Annotated in this window: 13 protein-coding genes; all 13 read left to right on the top strand. The window is 38.5% G+C overall.

Annotated elements, in window-relative coordinates:
• Positions 1–19 precede the first annotated feature (19 nt).
• Positions 20–598 carry a CDP-diacylglycerol--glycerol-3-phosphate 3-phosphatidyltransferase gene (gene pgsA / locus CEF19_RS01375; RefSeq protein WP_100404421.1) on the top strand — a complete coding sequence of 193 codons (579 nt, stop codon included), beginning with the start codon at positions 20–22 and terminating at the stop codon, positions 596–598.
• A 16-nt stretch (positions 599–614) separates the two neighbouring features.
• Positions 615–1,865 (top strand): competence/damage-inducible protein A, encoded by a 1,251-nt coding sequence (locus tag CEF19_RS01370; protein ID WP_100404420.1) that lies wholly within the window; start codon positions 615–617, stop codon positions 1,863–1,865.
• On the top strand, positions 1,862–3,469 hold the full coding sequence (locus tag CEF19_RS01365) for a DEAD/DEAH box helicase (RefSeq protein WP_100404419.1): 1,608 nt from the start codon (positions 1,862–1,864) through the stop codon (positions 3,467–3,469). Before CEF19_RS01370 ends, CEF19_RS01365 begins: the two co-directional genes overlap by 4 nt.
• A gap of 310 nt (positions 3,470–3,779) precedes the next feature.
• On the top strand, positions 3,780–4,829 hold the full coding sequence (recA, locus tag CEF19_RS01360) for a recombinase RecA (protein WP_100404418.1): 1,050 nt from the start codon (positions 3,780–3,782) through the stop codon (positions 4,827–4,829).
• A 129-nt stretch (positions 4,830–4,958) separates the two neighbouring features.
• Positions 4,959–5,948, top strand: a complete 990-nt coding sequence (locus CEF19_RS01355; protein ID WP_100404417.1) for a metallophosphoesterase family protein — start codon at positions 4,959–4,961, stop codon at positions 5,946–5,948.
• Positions 5,941–7,380, top strand: coding sequence for an AAA family ATPase (locus CEF19_RS01350; protein ID WP_100404416.1), 1,440 nt, complete (start codon positions 5,941–5,943; stop codon positions 7,378–7,380). Before CEF19_RS01355 ends, CEF19_RS01350 begins: the two co-directional genes overlap by 8 nt.
• Before the next feature lie 12 nt (positions 7,381–7,392).
• Positions 7,393–7,647, top strand: a complete 255-nt coding sequence (locus CEF19_RS01345; RefSeq protein ID WP_100404415.1) for a hypothetical protein — start codon at positions 7,393–7,395, stop codon at positions 7,645–7,647.
• On the top strand, positions 7,637–8,308 hold the full coding sequence (locus tag CEF19_RS01340; RefSeq protein WP_100404414.1) for an AAA family ATPase: 672 nt from the start codon (positions 7,637–7,639) through the stop codon (positions 8,306–8,308). The genes CEF19_RS01345 and CEF19_RS01340 overlap by 11 nt, the downstream gene beginning before the upstream one ends.
• 165 nt (positions 8,309–8,473) lie before the next feature.
• On the top strand, positions 8,474–10,042 hold the full coding sequence (rny, locus tag CEF19_RS01335; protein WP_100408156.1) for a ribonuclease Y: 1,569 nt from the start codon (positions 8,474–8,476) through the stop codon (positions 10,040–10,042).
• 121 nt (positions 10,043–10,163) lie between these two features.
• The gene (locus CEF19_RS01330; RefSeq protein ID WP_100404413.1) at positions 10,164–10,958 is read left to right on the top strand and encodes a TIGR00282 family metallophosphoesterase; all 795 of its coding nucleotides are present in this window, start codon (positions 10,164–10,166) and stop codon (positions 10,956–10,958) included.
• A gap of 177 nt (positions 10,959–11,135) precedes the next feature.
• On the top strand, positions 11,136–11,396 hold the full coding sequence (locus CEF19_RS01325; protein WP_100404412.1) for a stage V sporulation protein S: 261 nt from the start codon (positions 11,136–11,138) through the stop codon (positions 11,394–11,396).
• Between the two features lie 260 nt (positions 11,397–11,656).
• On the top strand, positions 11,657–13,399 hold the full coding sequence (locus tag CEF19_RS01320) for a 2-oxoacid:acceptor oxidoreductase subunit alpha (protein ID WP_100404411.1): 1,743 nt from the start codon (positions 11,657–11,659) through the stop codon (positions 13,397–13,399).
• A 2-nt stretch (positions 13,400–13,401) separates the two neighbouring features.
• The gene (locus CEF19_RS01315) at positions 13,402–14,268 is read left to right on the top strand and encodes a 2-oxoacid:ferredoxin oxidoreductase subunit beta (protein ID WP_100404410.1); all 867 of its coding nucleotides are present in this window, start codon (positions 13,402–13,404) and stop codon (positions 14,266–14,268) included.
• Positions 14,269–14,390: the final 122 nt, after the last annotated feature.

Raw genomic sequence — 14,390 nt, 5'->3', positions numbered from 1 at the left:
AAGAAGGGAGGAACCTTGTGTGAACTTACCAAATAAAATAACAATCTCTAGAATTTTCTTAATCCCCCTTTTTATGGTGTTTCTCTTAGCGCCTTTGCCACTCGGTGAAGTAGAGCTACTTGGTACCATAATTCCTGTTTCTCATCTAGTTGCGACAGGAATCTTTATTTTTGCATCTGCGACGGATTGGCTTGATGGGTACTATGCTAGAAAATTGAATTTAGTTACAAACTTTGGCAAGTTTCTTGACCCGTTGGCTGATAAATTATTAATCACAGCGGCTTTGATTGCCCTAGTGGAGTTACAGATTATTGCAGCGTGGATGGCGATTATTATTATTAGTCGCGAGTTTGCTGTTACTGGAATTCGGTTAGTTGCAGCTGCAGATGGAGAAGTAATTGCAGCAAGCCAATTAGGGAAGCTAAAAACCGTATCTCAGATTGTGGCGATTTCCGCTTGTATGTTACATAATATTCCATTTGCGTTTGTGTCACTACCTTTCGATATGTTGGCTATCTGGATAGCAACAATCCTCACTCTTATCTCAGGAATTGATTATTTTCTTAAGAACCAACATATATTGTTGAAGTCAAGGTAATGAAAGGGTGAGAGGCATGAATGCAGAAATTATCTCAGTAGGTTCAGAATTATTACTAGGTCAAATTCTTAATACAAATGCAAGGTTCATTTCAAAAGAGTTAGCAGAACTCGGGATTGATGTGTATGTACAAACAGTGGTAGGAGATAACGAAACGAGGCTAGCAGATGCTCTTTCACAAGCGAAAGCAAAATCAGATTTAATTATCCTTACTGGTGGGTTAGGCCCAACAAAGGACGATCTCACAAAAGAAACGGTTGCAAATGTCTGTGGGCGAAAATTAGAATTTAATGAAGAAGCGCTTAATTATATAACCGATTACTTTATCCAACGTCAACGTCCAATGACTGAAAACAATAAGAAACAAGCGCTCATTATTGAGGGAAGTAAAGTTCTTGCTAACCATTTCGGAATGGCTCCAGGCATGGTTGTTACGGAAGAAGATTGTACATTCGTTTTACTCCCAGGTCCTCCAAAAGAAATGGAGCCAATGTTTAAATTTGAATTAAAACCTTATTTATTGTCTAAGCTTCAGATGAATACCCCGATTACATCAAGGGTATTACGTTTTTTTAATATTGGTGAGTCGCAACTAGAAAGTGAAATTTTAGATTTGATTGTTAACCAGTCAAATCCAACCATCGCTCCGTTAGCTGGGGATGGTGAGGTCACACTTCGTTTAACTGTTAAGTCTTCTTGTACCAAGGAAGCTAAACGGCTGTTAGATGAAACCGAAGAGTTAATAACAAATCGAGTAGGTTCCTTCCTTTACGGTTATGATGATACTTCATTGGTCGAGCAGTTATTTCAACATTTAAAAGATAATGGGCTGACGATTTCTACTGCTGAAAGTTTAACAGGGGGATTGCTAGCTACAGAGTTAACATCCTTCCCTGGAGCGTCTACTGTTTTTAAAGGTGGAGCAGTGTCTTATTCAACTAGTGTAAAGGAAAATTTGTTAGGTGTGTCGAATACTCTTATTGAAGAGCATGGTGTCATTAGTGAACAGTGTGCAAGCGAAATGGCAAAAGGGGCAAAGCGTGTTTTTCAATCAGATGTAGCGGTAAGCCTTACAGGGGTTGCCGGTCCTGGTTTACAGGAAGAAAAAAAGCCCGGAACTGTATATATAGGTATTAACGGACCAATTCACCAAAAGGTAATTGAGTTGTCCCTTGGTGGAAGTCGACAAGCTATTCGAGAACGAGCTATAAAACATGCATGTTTCGAGCTTTTGAACGAATTGAAAAGGTGGAATTTAGTAAAATGATTTATTTTAAAGATTTTCAAATCTCAGAACCAATTCAAAAAGCGATTAAAGACATGGGCTTTGAAGCGCCCTCACCTATCCAAGAAAAGGCTATTCCAGTTATTCTTGAAGGCGGCGATGTTATTGGGCAAGCCCAAACAGGTACAGGAAAGACGGCGGCTTTTGGAATTCCAATTGTCGATAAAGTGACGACAGAACGTCATGTTCAAGCATTGATTTTGACACCAACGCGTGAACTAGCAATTCAGGTCTCTGGAGAGCTACAAAAACTTTCTACACATAAAAGAATTCGTACATTACCCATTTACGGAGGGCAATCGATTAGTCATCAAATCAGGGCATTAAAGCAGGGAGTTCAAGTCATCATTGGAACACCTGGTCGGATTTTAGATCATCTGCGTAGACAAACTTTACAATTAGATAAAGTTCATACAATCGTTTTAGATGAAGCTGATGAAATGCTTGATATGGGTTTTGTAGAGGACATTGAATCAATTTTGAGACAAGTTAATAAAGATCGTCAAACATTACTATTTTCTGCAACAATGCCATTAGCTATTAAAAAGCTTTCAAGCAAATATATGAATTCACCTAAAATAGTAACGATAAATAAAGGAGAGGTAACAGCTCCTTTGATTAATCAAATGTATTTTAAAGTGCTTGAAAGAAATAAAATTGATTCACTTTGCCGCATTATTGATAGCGAAGATATTGAATTGGGTATTTTATTCTGTCGTACGAAAAAAGGTGTCTCTGAATTAGCTGAAGCACTGCAAGCTCGTGGGTACCTAGCGGATGGTTTACACGGCGATTTAACACAATCACAGCGAGATAGTGTAATGAAGAAATTCAGAGATTCATCAATTGAGTTTTTGATTGCTACTGACGTTGCTGCTCGCGGAATAGATGTAGAAAATGTTACACATGTTATTAATTACGATATTCCACAAGACCCTGAGAGCTATGTTCATCGGATTGGCCGCACAGGAAGAGCGGGTCGGAAAGGCTTAGCTTTAACCCTTGTTACTCCGAGGGAGATGAAGCATTTACGCTCCATTGAAAATGAAATAAAAATGAGCATACCATCACAAGATGTTCCGACGATTGAAGAGGTTGTGGAAAAGCAGCAAAGCTCATGGAAAAAACTAATAAGTGATACAATTGAAACTGGTGGGAAAGAAATGGAGCTTTTCGCTCCACTTGTATCAGAAATCCTTGAAAATCATACTCCGGATCAAGTAGTATCTGCATTGTTGAAAATGAATTTCTCCTCTGATTCACCAGGTGATGAAGCTGGTTACAATTTCGGTGAAACAGGCGGAGCAAAAGGAATGGTTCGATTCTTTATTAATGTCGGACGAAATGTGAACATGAGTCCTAAAGTACTTACTGAGGAAATTTCCGAACTAGTTGGGATTCCAGGAAAAGCTGTTGGTCGTATTGATATTTTTGAGAACTTTACTTTTGTGGAAGTCCCTGAAGAAGTAGCTCCTTTCGTTTATGAGGCACTTCGTTACTCTAGAATTAATGGAGCCAGAGTGAATCTTGAACCAGCAAAACCTCGTCCAAAGCGTGAAAATCGTACGCCTTCTCGATCAAAATAGGTTTGATTAACCCCAAATTTAAATAAACGAAATCAATATGTAAAGCTGCTGTTGGTGTTTAGATTATTCTAAACTAAGAGCCTGTTATGAAACGATTTTTCATAGCCAGCTCGCAGCAGCTTTTACGTTTTTCAATTGCTGTACACATGGTTTCTTCTTTTTACTTTCCCCCTGAAAATAAAAACCCGAATAAATGTTCGTAAAAACTATTGGCAAACGTCGAAAAAAACGTTATGATAATAACGTAGGAAAGATAGATTAGTAATTTTCCAATAAACATAGTTTATTATATATAGAGGAGAGATAATCAATGAGTGATCGCAAAGCAGCTCTTGATATGGCATTACGTCAAATCGAAAAGCAGTTTGGGAAAGGTTCAATTATGAAATTAGGGGAGCAATCTGAACAACGAGTATCGACTGTTTCAACAGGTTCACTTGCTCTTGATATTGCTCTTGGGGTAGGTGGTTATCCACGAGGTCGTGTTATTGAAGTTTATGGACCTGAATCTTCAGGTAAAACAACGGTTGCACTTCATGCAATCGCCCAAGTTCAACGAAATGGTGGCCAAGCTGCTTTCATTGACGCTGAACATGCACTCGATCCATCATATGCAAAGAAATTAGGAGTTAATATTGATGAACTATTACTCTCACAGCCTGATACCGGTGAGCAAGCATTAGAGATTGCTGAAGCTCTTGTTCGAAGTGGCGCAGTAGATATTGTCGTTATTGATAGTGTGGCTGCTCTAGTACCAAAAGCAGAAATTGAAGGGGAAATGGGCGACAGTCATGTCGGTTTACAAGCGCGACTCATGTCCCAAGCGCTCCGCAAATTATCTGGAGCAATTAATAAATCAAAAACCATTGCTGTTTTTATCAATCAAATTCGTGAAAAAGTTGGAGTTATGTTTGGTAACCCTGAGGTAACGCCGGGTGGGCGAGCATTAAAGTTCTATTCTTCTGTTCGTTTAGAAGTTCGTCGAGCTGAAACGTTAAAGATAGGAAATGATATGGTCGGAAATAAAACAAAAATTAAAGTTGTTAAAAACAAAGTGGCTCCACCATTTAAAGTAGCAGAAGTTGATATCATGTACGGGGAAGGGATTTCCCGCGAAGGATCAATTCTTGACATTGCATCTGATCTTGATATTATTCAAAAAAGTGGAGCGTGGTATTCCTTTAATGAGGAGCGTCTTGGGCAAGGAAGAGAAAATTCAAAGCAATTTTTGAAAGAAAACTCTGCAATTACCGAAGAGGTTGAGAAATTAATCCGCGATCATCATGGCCTGAATGGTGAAATTCTTGTTGATGCTCCAAGTGAAAATGAACTTGAAGATGTACCATTAGACTTAAAATAATAAATGTTTTAAGAGGAAGCACCTTTATAGGTGCTTTTTCTTTTCTGATAATCAGTCATGCATTATCATTGTAATTGATGCATTGGTTTTTTTGAATTGAATGAGCGTTACAATAAATGAGGTGTTCGTTTGAAGTTTTTATATTTTACTGATACACATATTCGAGGAACCACTCCTAAAAATCGATTAGATGTGTTTTCGGATACATTAAAGGAAAAGATTGAAGAAATAATGTGCATAGCTGAGAAAGAGCAGGTGGATGTTCTTTTACACGGTGGGGATGTGTTTGATCGACCGGATTTATCTCCAAATGTTGTTGGCGAGTTTGCTAGAATATTTCGAAAAGCAACGATGCCTTTTTACGGTATTTCAGGAAATCATGATACGTTTGGCCATAATCCTCAAACGATTTCACGTACAATGCTGGGTTTACTAGATTCGTTTGGTTTAATTACTATTATCCATCCAAATGAACCGATTTGTATCGAAAAGAATGGAGTCAAGGTTCAAATTTCAGGTCAACCCTATCATTATGATATAGATCAAAGAGATCCTAAACTTGACTACTACCCAACAAATGACCATCAAGCCGACTATATGATTCATATCGTTCATAGCATGTTAGTTGAAAAAGCACTACCTGAGGGGATACCATATACGCTAGTGGATCATATTTGGTCAACAACGGCAGACATTCTATTAACAGGTCATTTTCATGGGGGCTTTGGAATTAAAGAAAAGGATGGCACATTTATTTGTAATCCAGGAGCTATTGCTCGGATTAATAATCACTGGTCAGAAATAGCAAGAAAGCCAAAAGTCATTCTTGGAACAATCACTAAAGCCGGGATAAAGCTTGAAGAAAAGGTATTAGATTGTTCAAAAAAAGGCGATGAGGTTCTTGATCGAAGCTTCTTGGAAAAGGCTGTTCATCAAGAGGAAAAACTTCATGCTTTTGTCCAACAAGTAAAAGAGCAATCTGATTTTCGTTCATTAAATATGGGTGATATCATTAAAGAGTTAGCTATGCTTTCTAATGTGGAGGATAAGGTTAAACACGAAGCGCTTCGAAGAATGACGGTCGTTGAAGAAGTGTGGAAGGGGGGCGAGAATGAGTAATATTAAATCTGTTCGTCTAGAAAACTTTCAATCTCATTTAGATACCCATTTGGATTTACATGATGGTTTAAATGTTCTTGTTGGCCAATCTGATAGTGGGAAAACAGCAGTATTGAGAGGGATTCGTTGGGTATTATTTAATTTACCTCGAGGCACAGACTTTATTAAAGTTGGAGCGGATTTTGTTCGTGTTAGTATTACATTTAGTCATGAGACGACAATTATCCGTGAGCGTACATCTTCGAAAAATCGCTATATCATCCGAAAACCAGACCAAGATGATTTGATACTCGAAGGCTTTGGCACTCATGTTCCGGAGGAGGTCATTCGAGCTCATGGGATGAATTCATTACGAATTGATCGTGATCACGAATTGTTTCTGCATATTTCACAACAGCTAGACGGACCGTTTTTGCTTGAGCAAACAGGTTCACTAAGAGCAAAAACAATTGGACGAATTAGTGGGGCCCACTATCTTGACATGGCGATTCGAGATACATCGAAGGATATTTCACAGCTACAACAACGAGTGAAACTTGATGAACAAGAGATTACAGAACTATCTGACCAACTACAACCGTTTCAAATGCTCACATCATCTAAAGAAAAGTTAGATGTTGTTCAGCAGAAACTAGAACAGTTAACCTTTAAGAAGGATCGTCTAAGCAAATTAAAAGAAAAAAGTGAAACGGCGCAAAGTATTGAAAGAAACTTTAGAAGGACCGATCAAATCATTAGATATGTTCAGCCTCTTGAGGAATGGGAAAAAGTTCATGAAAGTCTAAAGTTACTTGCGAATCGTTTGTTGACTCTTAGACAGAAGTATAATCATTTGGAGGAGCTCGAGCAGACGATTCATGTTTGTCGTACTTGGATTGATAAAACATCAAAGGTATTTGAAGCAAGTCTCATCGAACAGCGAATTCAAAAACAATATGAAAAATACAAAGCTATTTCAAAAACAAAAATAGGTTGGGAGACGCTTCAGAATGAAAATAATAGAGCGGAACGTATCCTTGAAAAAACCACGTTTATTAAAAGCAGATCGATTCACCAATTAGAAAAAGTTGAGGCCGATGAAAAGCAAAGAATGAAATTAGCAAATGTTTCTCACTTATTAACTACAAATGTACAAGAAGAAACACATTTACGTAAATGGACTCACCTTTTTAAGGGAATTGAAAAGGCCAACCAATTAAAAGAGACAATTCATGGTAAGTTAGAGGTACATCAGCAGTTTAAAGACCGATTCATCCGTATTAAAGAGCTTGAGGTACGTTTACAAGAAGGTAGACAATTTTTACACACGCAGAAAACAGAACAGCAAGAGCTTGAGCATAACTATCAGCATCTTTTAGCGAATGAAGGGACTTGTCCAACATGTGGAAATGATTTCGACGCAGGAAAAGTGCAGTCACTATTTAATAGATAGGAGAGTCCGTGAATGAATCAAGTAGAACAAGATTTAACTAAAATGAGAAAAGCAATTGATAAAGCCCGTGATATGCGCTACAGGGCAGAAGCAAAGCTTGAAGAATTAGAAAACCAAAAACAGCGATTGCTACAAGAGTTAAAAGACCTTGGTGTAAAGCCAGAAGATCTAGATGAAGAAATTCTGAAATTAGAAAAAGAAATTGAGGAATCATTACAGGAAGCCTGGTCATTAATCCCTAAGGAATTGATAAAGGATGGGGAATAGCCACGATGACATAACCATTGAGAAATTACAGCAAACATTGCGTCAAGCTCAAGATGAATGGACAAGACTTGATGCAAAACGCCAGTTATTAACTGAACAACTTTCAAAAAAGAAGACGGAATTAGAAGCATATTATGACACGGTTGATGTATACGAAAAAGCACGTATTCTGTTGCAACAATCTGCAGAATACGCGAGAGAACAAGCTAAGCAACAAATGGAAACTCTTGTTACGAATGCTCTTCAATATGTGTTTGGTCCTTTATTTTCGTTTCAAATTGAACTTGAAGAACATGGAAACAAGGCAGTTGCTGAATTTTATGTTATTTCGGACTATGAAGGTGTTAAAATAAAAACAAAGCCACAGGATTCTAGGGGTGGTGGTGTTGTTGACATTGTGACATTAGCTTTACGTGTTGCATTAATAGAAACTGTCCAGCCGAAACAGACAGGCCCACTCTTACTAGATGAACCAGGGAAGCATGTATCAGGTGAATACATCTATTATCTTTATGAGTTTCTAAAATCTTTAAGTACGATGTTTGGTCGACAAATTATTATGATTACTCATAACCATCATTTGGCAGAGTCTGGAGATAAAGCATTTGATGTGGTTATAAGTGATGGTGTTAGTGAAGTTCAAGAAATTGACAACACTTGACAATAACTGAAACGAGCTTTACAATTGAATCGGATGCGGTGAATTCTTGTCATATTATTTTATCCCGCACTCATCTGTATTTCCCGAATACAACGTTAAATAAGTATGAGAAAGTATGACATTGGAACCAACAATTAGATAGCAAGAGGAGGTGAAAGAGTGAGTATTGAGATTAATGTGTTCCTCTTCTCCGCTTTGCTTGTTGTCTCTGCAATTATTTTTGCAGTTGTTGGATATCTTGTTCGAAAATCCATTGCAGAAGCGAAAATTTCCAGTGCAGAACATTCAGCGAAACAAATTGTTGAGGATGCGAAGCGTGATGCAGAAGCGAGTAAAAAGGAAGCCATTCTCGAAGTGAAGGATGAAGTCCATAAAATTCGTATTGAAGCAGAGCGTGAGATTCGTGAACGGAGAAATGAGATTCAAAAACAAGAGAATCGTTTGGTTCAAAAAGAAGAGATCCTTGACCGGAAGAGTGAAACCTTAGATAAAAAAGAGGAAACTTTGGATAAAAGGGAGGAATCTCTCACCAAAAAACAACGACAAGTTGAAGAGATGGATAGCAAAGTAGAAGAAATATTGAACCAACACCAAGCTGAGCTTGAGCGTATCTCTGGATTTACACGTGAAGAAGCTCGTGAAGCTATCCGAACAGAAGTGGAGCAAGAGCTTGCACACGAAACAGCTGTCATGGTGAAAGAGCGAATGGCTCAAGCCAAGGAAGAGGCCGATAAAAAGGCAAAGGAGATTTTATCTCTAGCAATTCAACGTTGTTCTGCAGACCATGTAGCTGAAACAACTGTTTCAGTTGTTGCTCTTCCAAACGATGAAATGAAAGGCCGAATTATTGGACGTGAAGGTCGAAACATTCGCGCTCTTGAGACATTAACAGGAATTGATTTAATTATCGATGATACACCAGAGGCAGTTATTTTATCTGGGTTTGATCCGATTCGACGAGAAATTGCACGTACTGCTCTAGAAAAATTAGTTCAAGATGGTCGAATTCACCCAGCAAGAATAGAAGAAATGGTTGATAAATCTCGTCGCGAGGTTGATGAAGCCATTCGCGAATACGGGGAACAAACAACATTTGAAATGGGAATTCACGGTCTACATCCCGATTTAATTAAGATATTAGGTCGTCTTAAATTTAGAACCAGTTACGGTCAAAACGTATTAAAGCATTCTATGGAAGTTGCTTATTTAACTGGTCTAATGGCATCTGAGCTAGGCGAAGATGTTAAGCTTGCAAAAAGAGCAGGACTTCTTCATGATATTGGGAAAGCAATTGACCATGAGGTTGAAGGAAGTCATGTTGAAATTGGTGTTGAACTTGCTACCAAGTATAAGGAACATCCAGTTGTTATTAATTCTATTGCCTCTCACCACGGAGATATGGAAGCAACATCGATTATAGCTAATCTTGTAGCTGCAGCTGATGCATTATCTGCTGCAAGACCAGGAGCTAGACGTGAAACACTTGAAACGTACATTCGTCGTTTAGAAAAGCTTGAAGAGATTTCTGAATCCTTTGAAGGGGTTGAGAAAACGTATGCGATTCAAGCGGGACGAGAAGTTCGAATCATGGTACGTCCTGATGTTGTTGATGATAACATGGCTTATAAATTAGCAAGGGATATTACAAAGAAAATTGAAGATGAACTTGACTATCCTGGCCATATTCGCGTAACAGTTATTCGCGAAACGAGAGCAGTTGAGTATGCAAAATAAAGTGGTGAAAGCCACTTTATTTTTTTATAGGCGGACACGTAGGGAAAGTAAAGACGAGACAATGGTTATTTAAATTAGCATAAGTTTGTGATATCGATATCACGTAAGCAAAGGGGTCATTATGAGAATTTTATTTATAGGTGATGTAGTTGGCTCACCAGGTAGAAAAATGATAAAGGACTATGTTCCAAGATTAAAACAAAAATATAAACCGACTGTAACGATTATTAACGGTGAAAATGCTGCTTCAGGAAAAGGAATTACAGAAAAAATATATAAAGGTTTCCTTGATGCTGGCGCTCAAGCTGTGACTTTGGGAAATCATTCATGGGCTAACCGTGAAATTTTTGAATTTATTGAAGATGCCAAATCACTTGTAAGGCCAGCGAATTATCCTCCAGGAACACCAGGAAAAGGTTGGACCTATCTAAAAATTAATCATTTAGAAGTAGCGGTTATCAATTTGATGGGGCGTACATTTTTGCCTGCAATTGATTGTCCGTTTCGAAAGGTTGATGAAATCTTAGAAGAAGTGCAAAAACGAACCCCTTTTATATTTGTTGACTTTCATGCAGAAGCAACAAGTGAAAAGCAAGCTATGGGTTGGTATTTAGATGGAAGAGTGAGCGCGGTTATGGGAACACACACTCATGTTCAAACCGCTGATAATCGTGTTTTACCAGGAGGTACGGCCTATCTAACGGATGTAGGGATGACGGGTCCGTATGACGGAATTTTAGGAGTTGAAAGAGAAACTGTAATTAACAAATTTCTGACAACATTACCAGTAAGGTTTGAAGTTGATAATGGCAGGGAACAGTTAAATGGAGTGGTTATTGATATTGATCCGAAAACGGGTTTAGCAAAATCAATTCAGCGGATTCTCATCAATGATGATCAGCCTTTCTTTGAGTAATGTTTGAATCATCAGAATTTTATTTTGGAAAGCAGGAATATGAATTGATTTTGCGAAATACTATTAGATAAAGCATCATCTTGTACAAAAGGCTAGGTGCTGACATAACCATTGACCACGGATCGTCGTCTGTTAGCTAGAACCGATTAGACTCGTACATGGAGGAGGTACAAGAAAATGGAAGTCTTAAAAGTTTCAGCAAAATCCACACCAAATTCTGTAGCAGGTGCTCTAGCCGGAGTAATTCGAGAACGAGGAGCTGCAGAAATTCAAGCTATTGGAGCAGGTGCCCTAAATCAATCGATTAAGGCTGTTGCGATAGCAAGAGGTTTTGTTGCACCGAGTGGTATTGACCTTGTGTGTATTCCTGCATTTACAGATATTGAGATTGATGGAGAAGAGCGTACAGCCATTAAAATAATTGTAGAACCTCGTTAAATTTATGTATATGCCCTGCTTACATTAGTAAGCAGGTTTTTTTTTATTGGAAAGGAAAAAGCCAAGTATAAGAAGTTCTTGCAATTTAGATTCATTCGGTCTATCATTAAATCGCTTAATGATTAAGATAAAATATTCAAATCTACATAAAACGGAGTAAGTCTAGTACATTACTCGGACTTATGCTACAATGACATTACTATTAAAGATTATCAGTGTTAATACACATAGAATGGCATGCGCCAAAGGGGATGGATAGAATGAGAGAGCAATTGTCTTGGAAAGTAGGAGGACAGCAAGGGGAAGGGATTGAAAGTACTGGTGAAATTTTTGCATCAGCCTTAAATCGCCTTGGCTATTATTTGTATGGGTACCGACACTTTTCTTCACGTATTAAAGGTGGTCATACGAATAATAAAATCCGAGTGAGTACAAAGCCTCTTAACTCAATTTCAGATGATTTAGATATTCTTGTCGCTTTTGACCAAGAAACGATTGATGTTAATATTCATGAATTGAGAGAAGAAGGAATTGTTATTGCAGATGCAAAGTTTAATCCTGAATTGCCCGAAGGAAGTGAAGCGAAATTATACGCTGTTCCTTTTACAGAAATTGCAACGGAATTAGGGACTTCTTTAATGAAGAACATGGTAGCAGTTGGTGCATCTAGTGCTATTCTTGGTCTTTCTCCTGAGACGTATCAAGATGTTGTTGAAGATTTATTTTTGAGAAAAGGGCAAGCAGTCGTCGAGAAGAATATGGATGCTATTCGTGCAGGTGCAAACCATTTTATAGCAGAAGCTGGCACGATTTCTAGTAATCTGCAATTAGCTGAGGCTGATGGAAAAAAACGCATGTTTATGATCGGTAATGATGCGATTGGAATGGGAGCAGTTGCTGCAGGGGCTCGTTTTATGCCAGCGTATCCGATTACGCCCGCCTCTGAAATTATGGAGTATTTAATTAAAAAGTTACCTGAGTTCGGTGGAACTGTTATTCAAACAGAAGATGAAATTGCGGCTTGTACGATGGCAATTGGTGCTAACTATGCAGGTGTTCGTTCATTAACTGCTTCAGCTGGTCCTGGTTTATCTTTGATGGCGGAGGCAATTGGACTCTCAGGTATGACAGAAACACCAGTGGTTATCGTAGATACCCAACGTGGGGGTCCAAGTACGGGCTTACCGACAAAACAAGAGCAGTCTGATTTGATGGCAATGGTATATAGTACTCACGGAGATATTCCGAAAATTGTCATGCTCCCAAGTACTGTGGAAGAAGCATTTTATGATACGGTTGAGGCATTTAATTTAGCAGAGGAATATCAGTGTCCTGTTATCATAGTGACGGATTTAGCTCTTTCATTAGGTAAGCAAACTGTGGAGCCTCTTGATTATAGTCGAATTGAAATTCGACGTGGTAAACTTGACATCCATGCAGAACTTCCAGAACGTGAAAATAGTGCGTATTTCAAGCGTTATGAAGTGACAGAAGATGGTGTATCAACTCGTGTAATCCCAGGCATGAAAAATGGAATTCACCACGTGACAGGTGTCGAGCATGATGAAACGGGGAAACCTTCCGAAAGTCCAGAAAACCGTAAAGCTCAAATGGACAAACGATTACGTAAGTTAAGTAACCTTCCTAAGACCTTTAAATCGCCAATTTATGTGAATGCAGTGCATGATGAAGCTGATTTACTTGTTGTTGGTGTCAACTCAACACGTGGAACGATTGAAGAAGCAATGCCTCGTTTGGAAGCCGATGGAGTTAAAGTAAACTTAGCACAAATACGCTTACTTCACCCATTTCCTAAAGATGAATTAAAGGTATTAATGGATAAAGCAAAAAAAGTAGTTGTGGTTGAGAACAATGCGACAGCACAGCTTGCAAATATTATAAAAATGAATGTTGGTAGTGAAAAAATCGAGAACGTTTTGAAATATGACGGAAATCCATTTTTACCAGCAGAGTTACATCAAGTATGCAAGGAGTTGGTTTAATCATGGCGACGTTTAAGGATTTTCGTAATAAAGTAAAGCCAAACTGGTGTCCGGGTTGTGGAGACTTCTCTGTTCAAGCTGCAATTCAACGTGCGGCAGCAAACGTCGGTCTTGAGCCGGATAATCTTGCAGTAATCTCAGGTATTGGCTGTTCTGGTCGTATTTCAGGATACATTAACTCATATGGTTTTCATGGAGTACACGGAAGAGTATTACCAATTGCTCAAGGAGTGAAAATGGCAAATCGTGACTTAACAGTTATCGCTTCTGGTGGTGATGGTGATGGGTTCGCCATTGGGATGGGTCATACCGTTCATTCTATTAGACGAAACATTGATGTTACTTATATCGTAATGGACAACCAAATTTACGGGTTAACTAAAGGTCAAGCTTCACCTAGAAGTGACGCTGGCTTTAAAACGAAGAGTACTCCAGGTGGGACGATTGAATCAGCATTAAATGTCATGGAAATGGCTTTAACTGCAGGTGGAACATTCGTTGCCCAAAGTTTCTCTAGTGATTTAAAAGAATTAACATCGTTAATTGAGCAAGGGATAAATCATAAAGGTTTTTCTCTTATTAACGTATTTAGCCCATGTGTAACATTTAACAAAGTGAATACGTATGATTGGTTTAAAGAGAACATTACAAAGTTATCGGATATAGATAACTACGACCCCGCAAACCGTATGCAAGCTATGCAAACACTGATGGAGCATAATGGCTTAGTGACGGGTCTAATCTATCAAAACAGTAATCAACCATCATACCAAGAACTAGTCAAAGGCTATGACGAAAACCCACTCTCAGCCCAAGACCTAAACCTAGACGAAGAAAAATTCAACAAAATGATGGCAGAATTTATGTAAGAAAAAAAGCACTTGAGGCGTTCTATCTCAAGTGCTTTTTTTTGAAAGCTTGGGCGGGGTTGCCAAGCTAAGCCTTTGGCTTGAGGCGTTCTATCTCAAGTGCTTTTTTTTGAAAGCTTGGG

Origin of the sequence: Bacillus solitudinis (assembly GCF_002797395.1) — a bacterium.
In the GTDB taxonomy this organism is placed as follows: domain Bacteria; phylum Bacillota; class Bacilli; order Bacillales; family Bacillaceae_D; genus Halalkalibacter_A; species Halalkalibacter_A solitudinis.
The sequence above is the reverse complement of the archived record's forward strand: the minus strand, read 5'-3'. Positions and strand labels throughout refer to the sequence as shown.

Excerpts from the sequence above, each read along its gene's own strand:
- CEF19_RS01330 (WP_100404413.1), top strand. The coding sequence starts at position 10,164 with ATGAGAATTTTATTTATAGGTGATGTAGTTGGCTCACCAGGTAGAAAA.
- CEF19_RS01320 (WP_100404411.1), top strand. The coding sequence starts at position 11,657 with ATGAGAGAGCAATTGTCTTGGAAAGTAGGAGGACAGCAAGGGGAAGGG.
- recA (WP_100404418.1), top strand. The coding sequence starts at position 3,780 with ATGAGTGATCGCAAAGCAGCTCTTGATATGGCATTACGTCAAATCGAA.
- CEF19_RS01370 (WP_100404420.1), top strand. The coding sequence starts at position 615 with ATGAATGCAGAAATTATCTCAGTAGGTTCAGAATTATTACTAGGTCAA.
- CEF19_RS01350 (WP_100404416.1), top strand. The coding sequence starts at position 5,941 with ATGAGTAATATTAAATCTGTTCGTCTAGAAAACTTTCAATCTCATTTA.
- CEF19_RS01345 (WP_100404415.1), top strand. The coding sequence starts at position 7,393 with ATGAATCAAGTAGAACAAGATTTAACTAAAATGAGAAAAGCAATTGAT.
- CEF19_RS01315 (WP_100404410.1), top strand. The coding sequence starts at position 13,402 with ATGGCGACGTTTAAGGATTTTCGTAATAAAGTAAAGCCAAACTGGTGT.
- CEF19_RS01340 (WP_100404414.1), top strand. The coding sequence starts at position 7,637 with ATGGGGAATAGCCACGATGACATAACCATTGAGAAATTACAGCAAACA.
- CEF19_RS01325 (WP_100404412.1), top strand. The coding sequence starts at position 11,136 with ATGGAAGTCTTAAAAGTTTCAGCAAAATCCACACCAAATTCTGTAGCA.
- CEF19_RS01365 (WP_100404419.1), top strand. The coding sequence starts at position 1,862 with ATGATTTATTTTAAAGATTTTCAAATCTCAGAACCAATTCAAAAAGCG.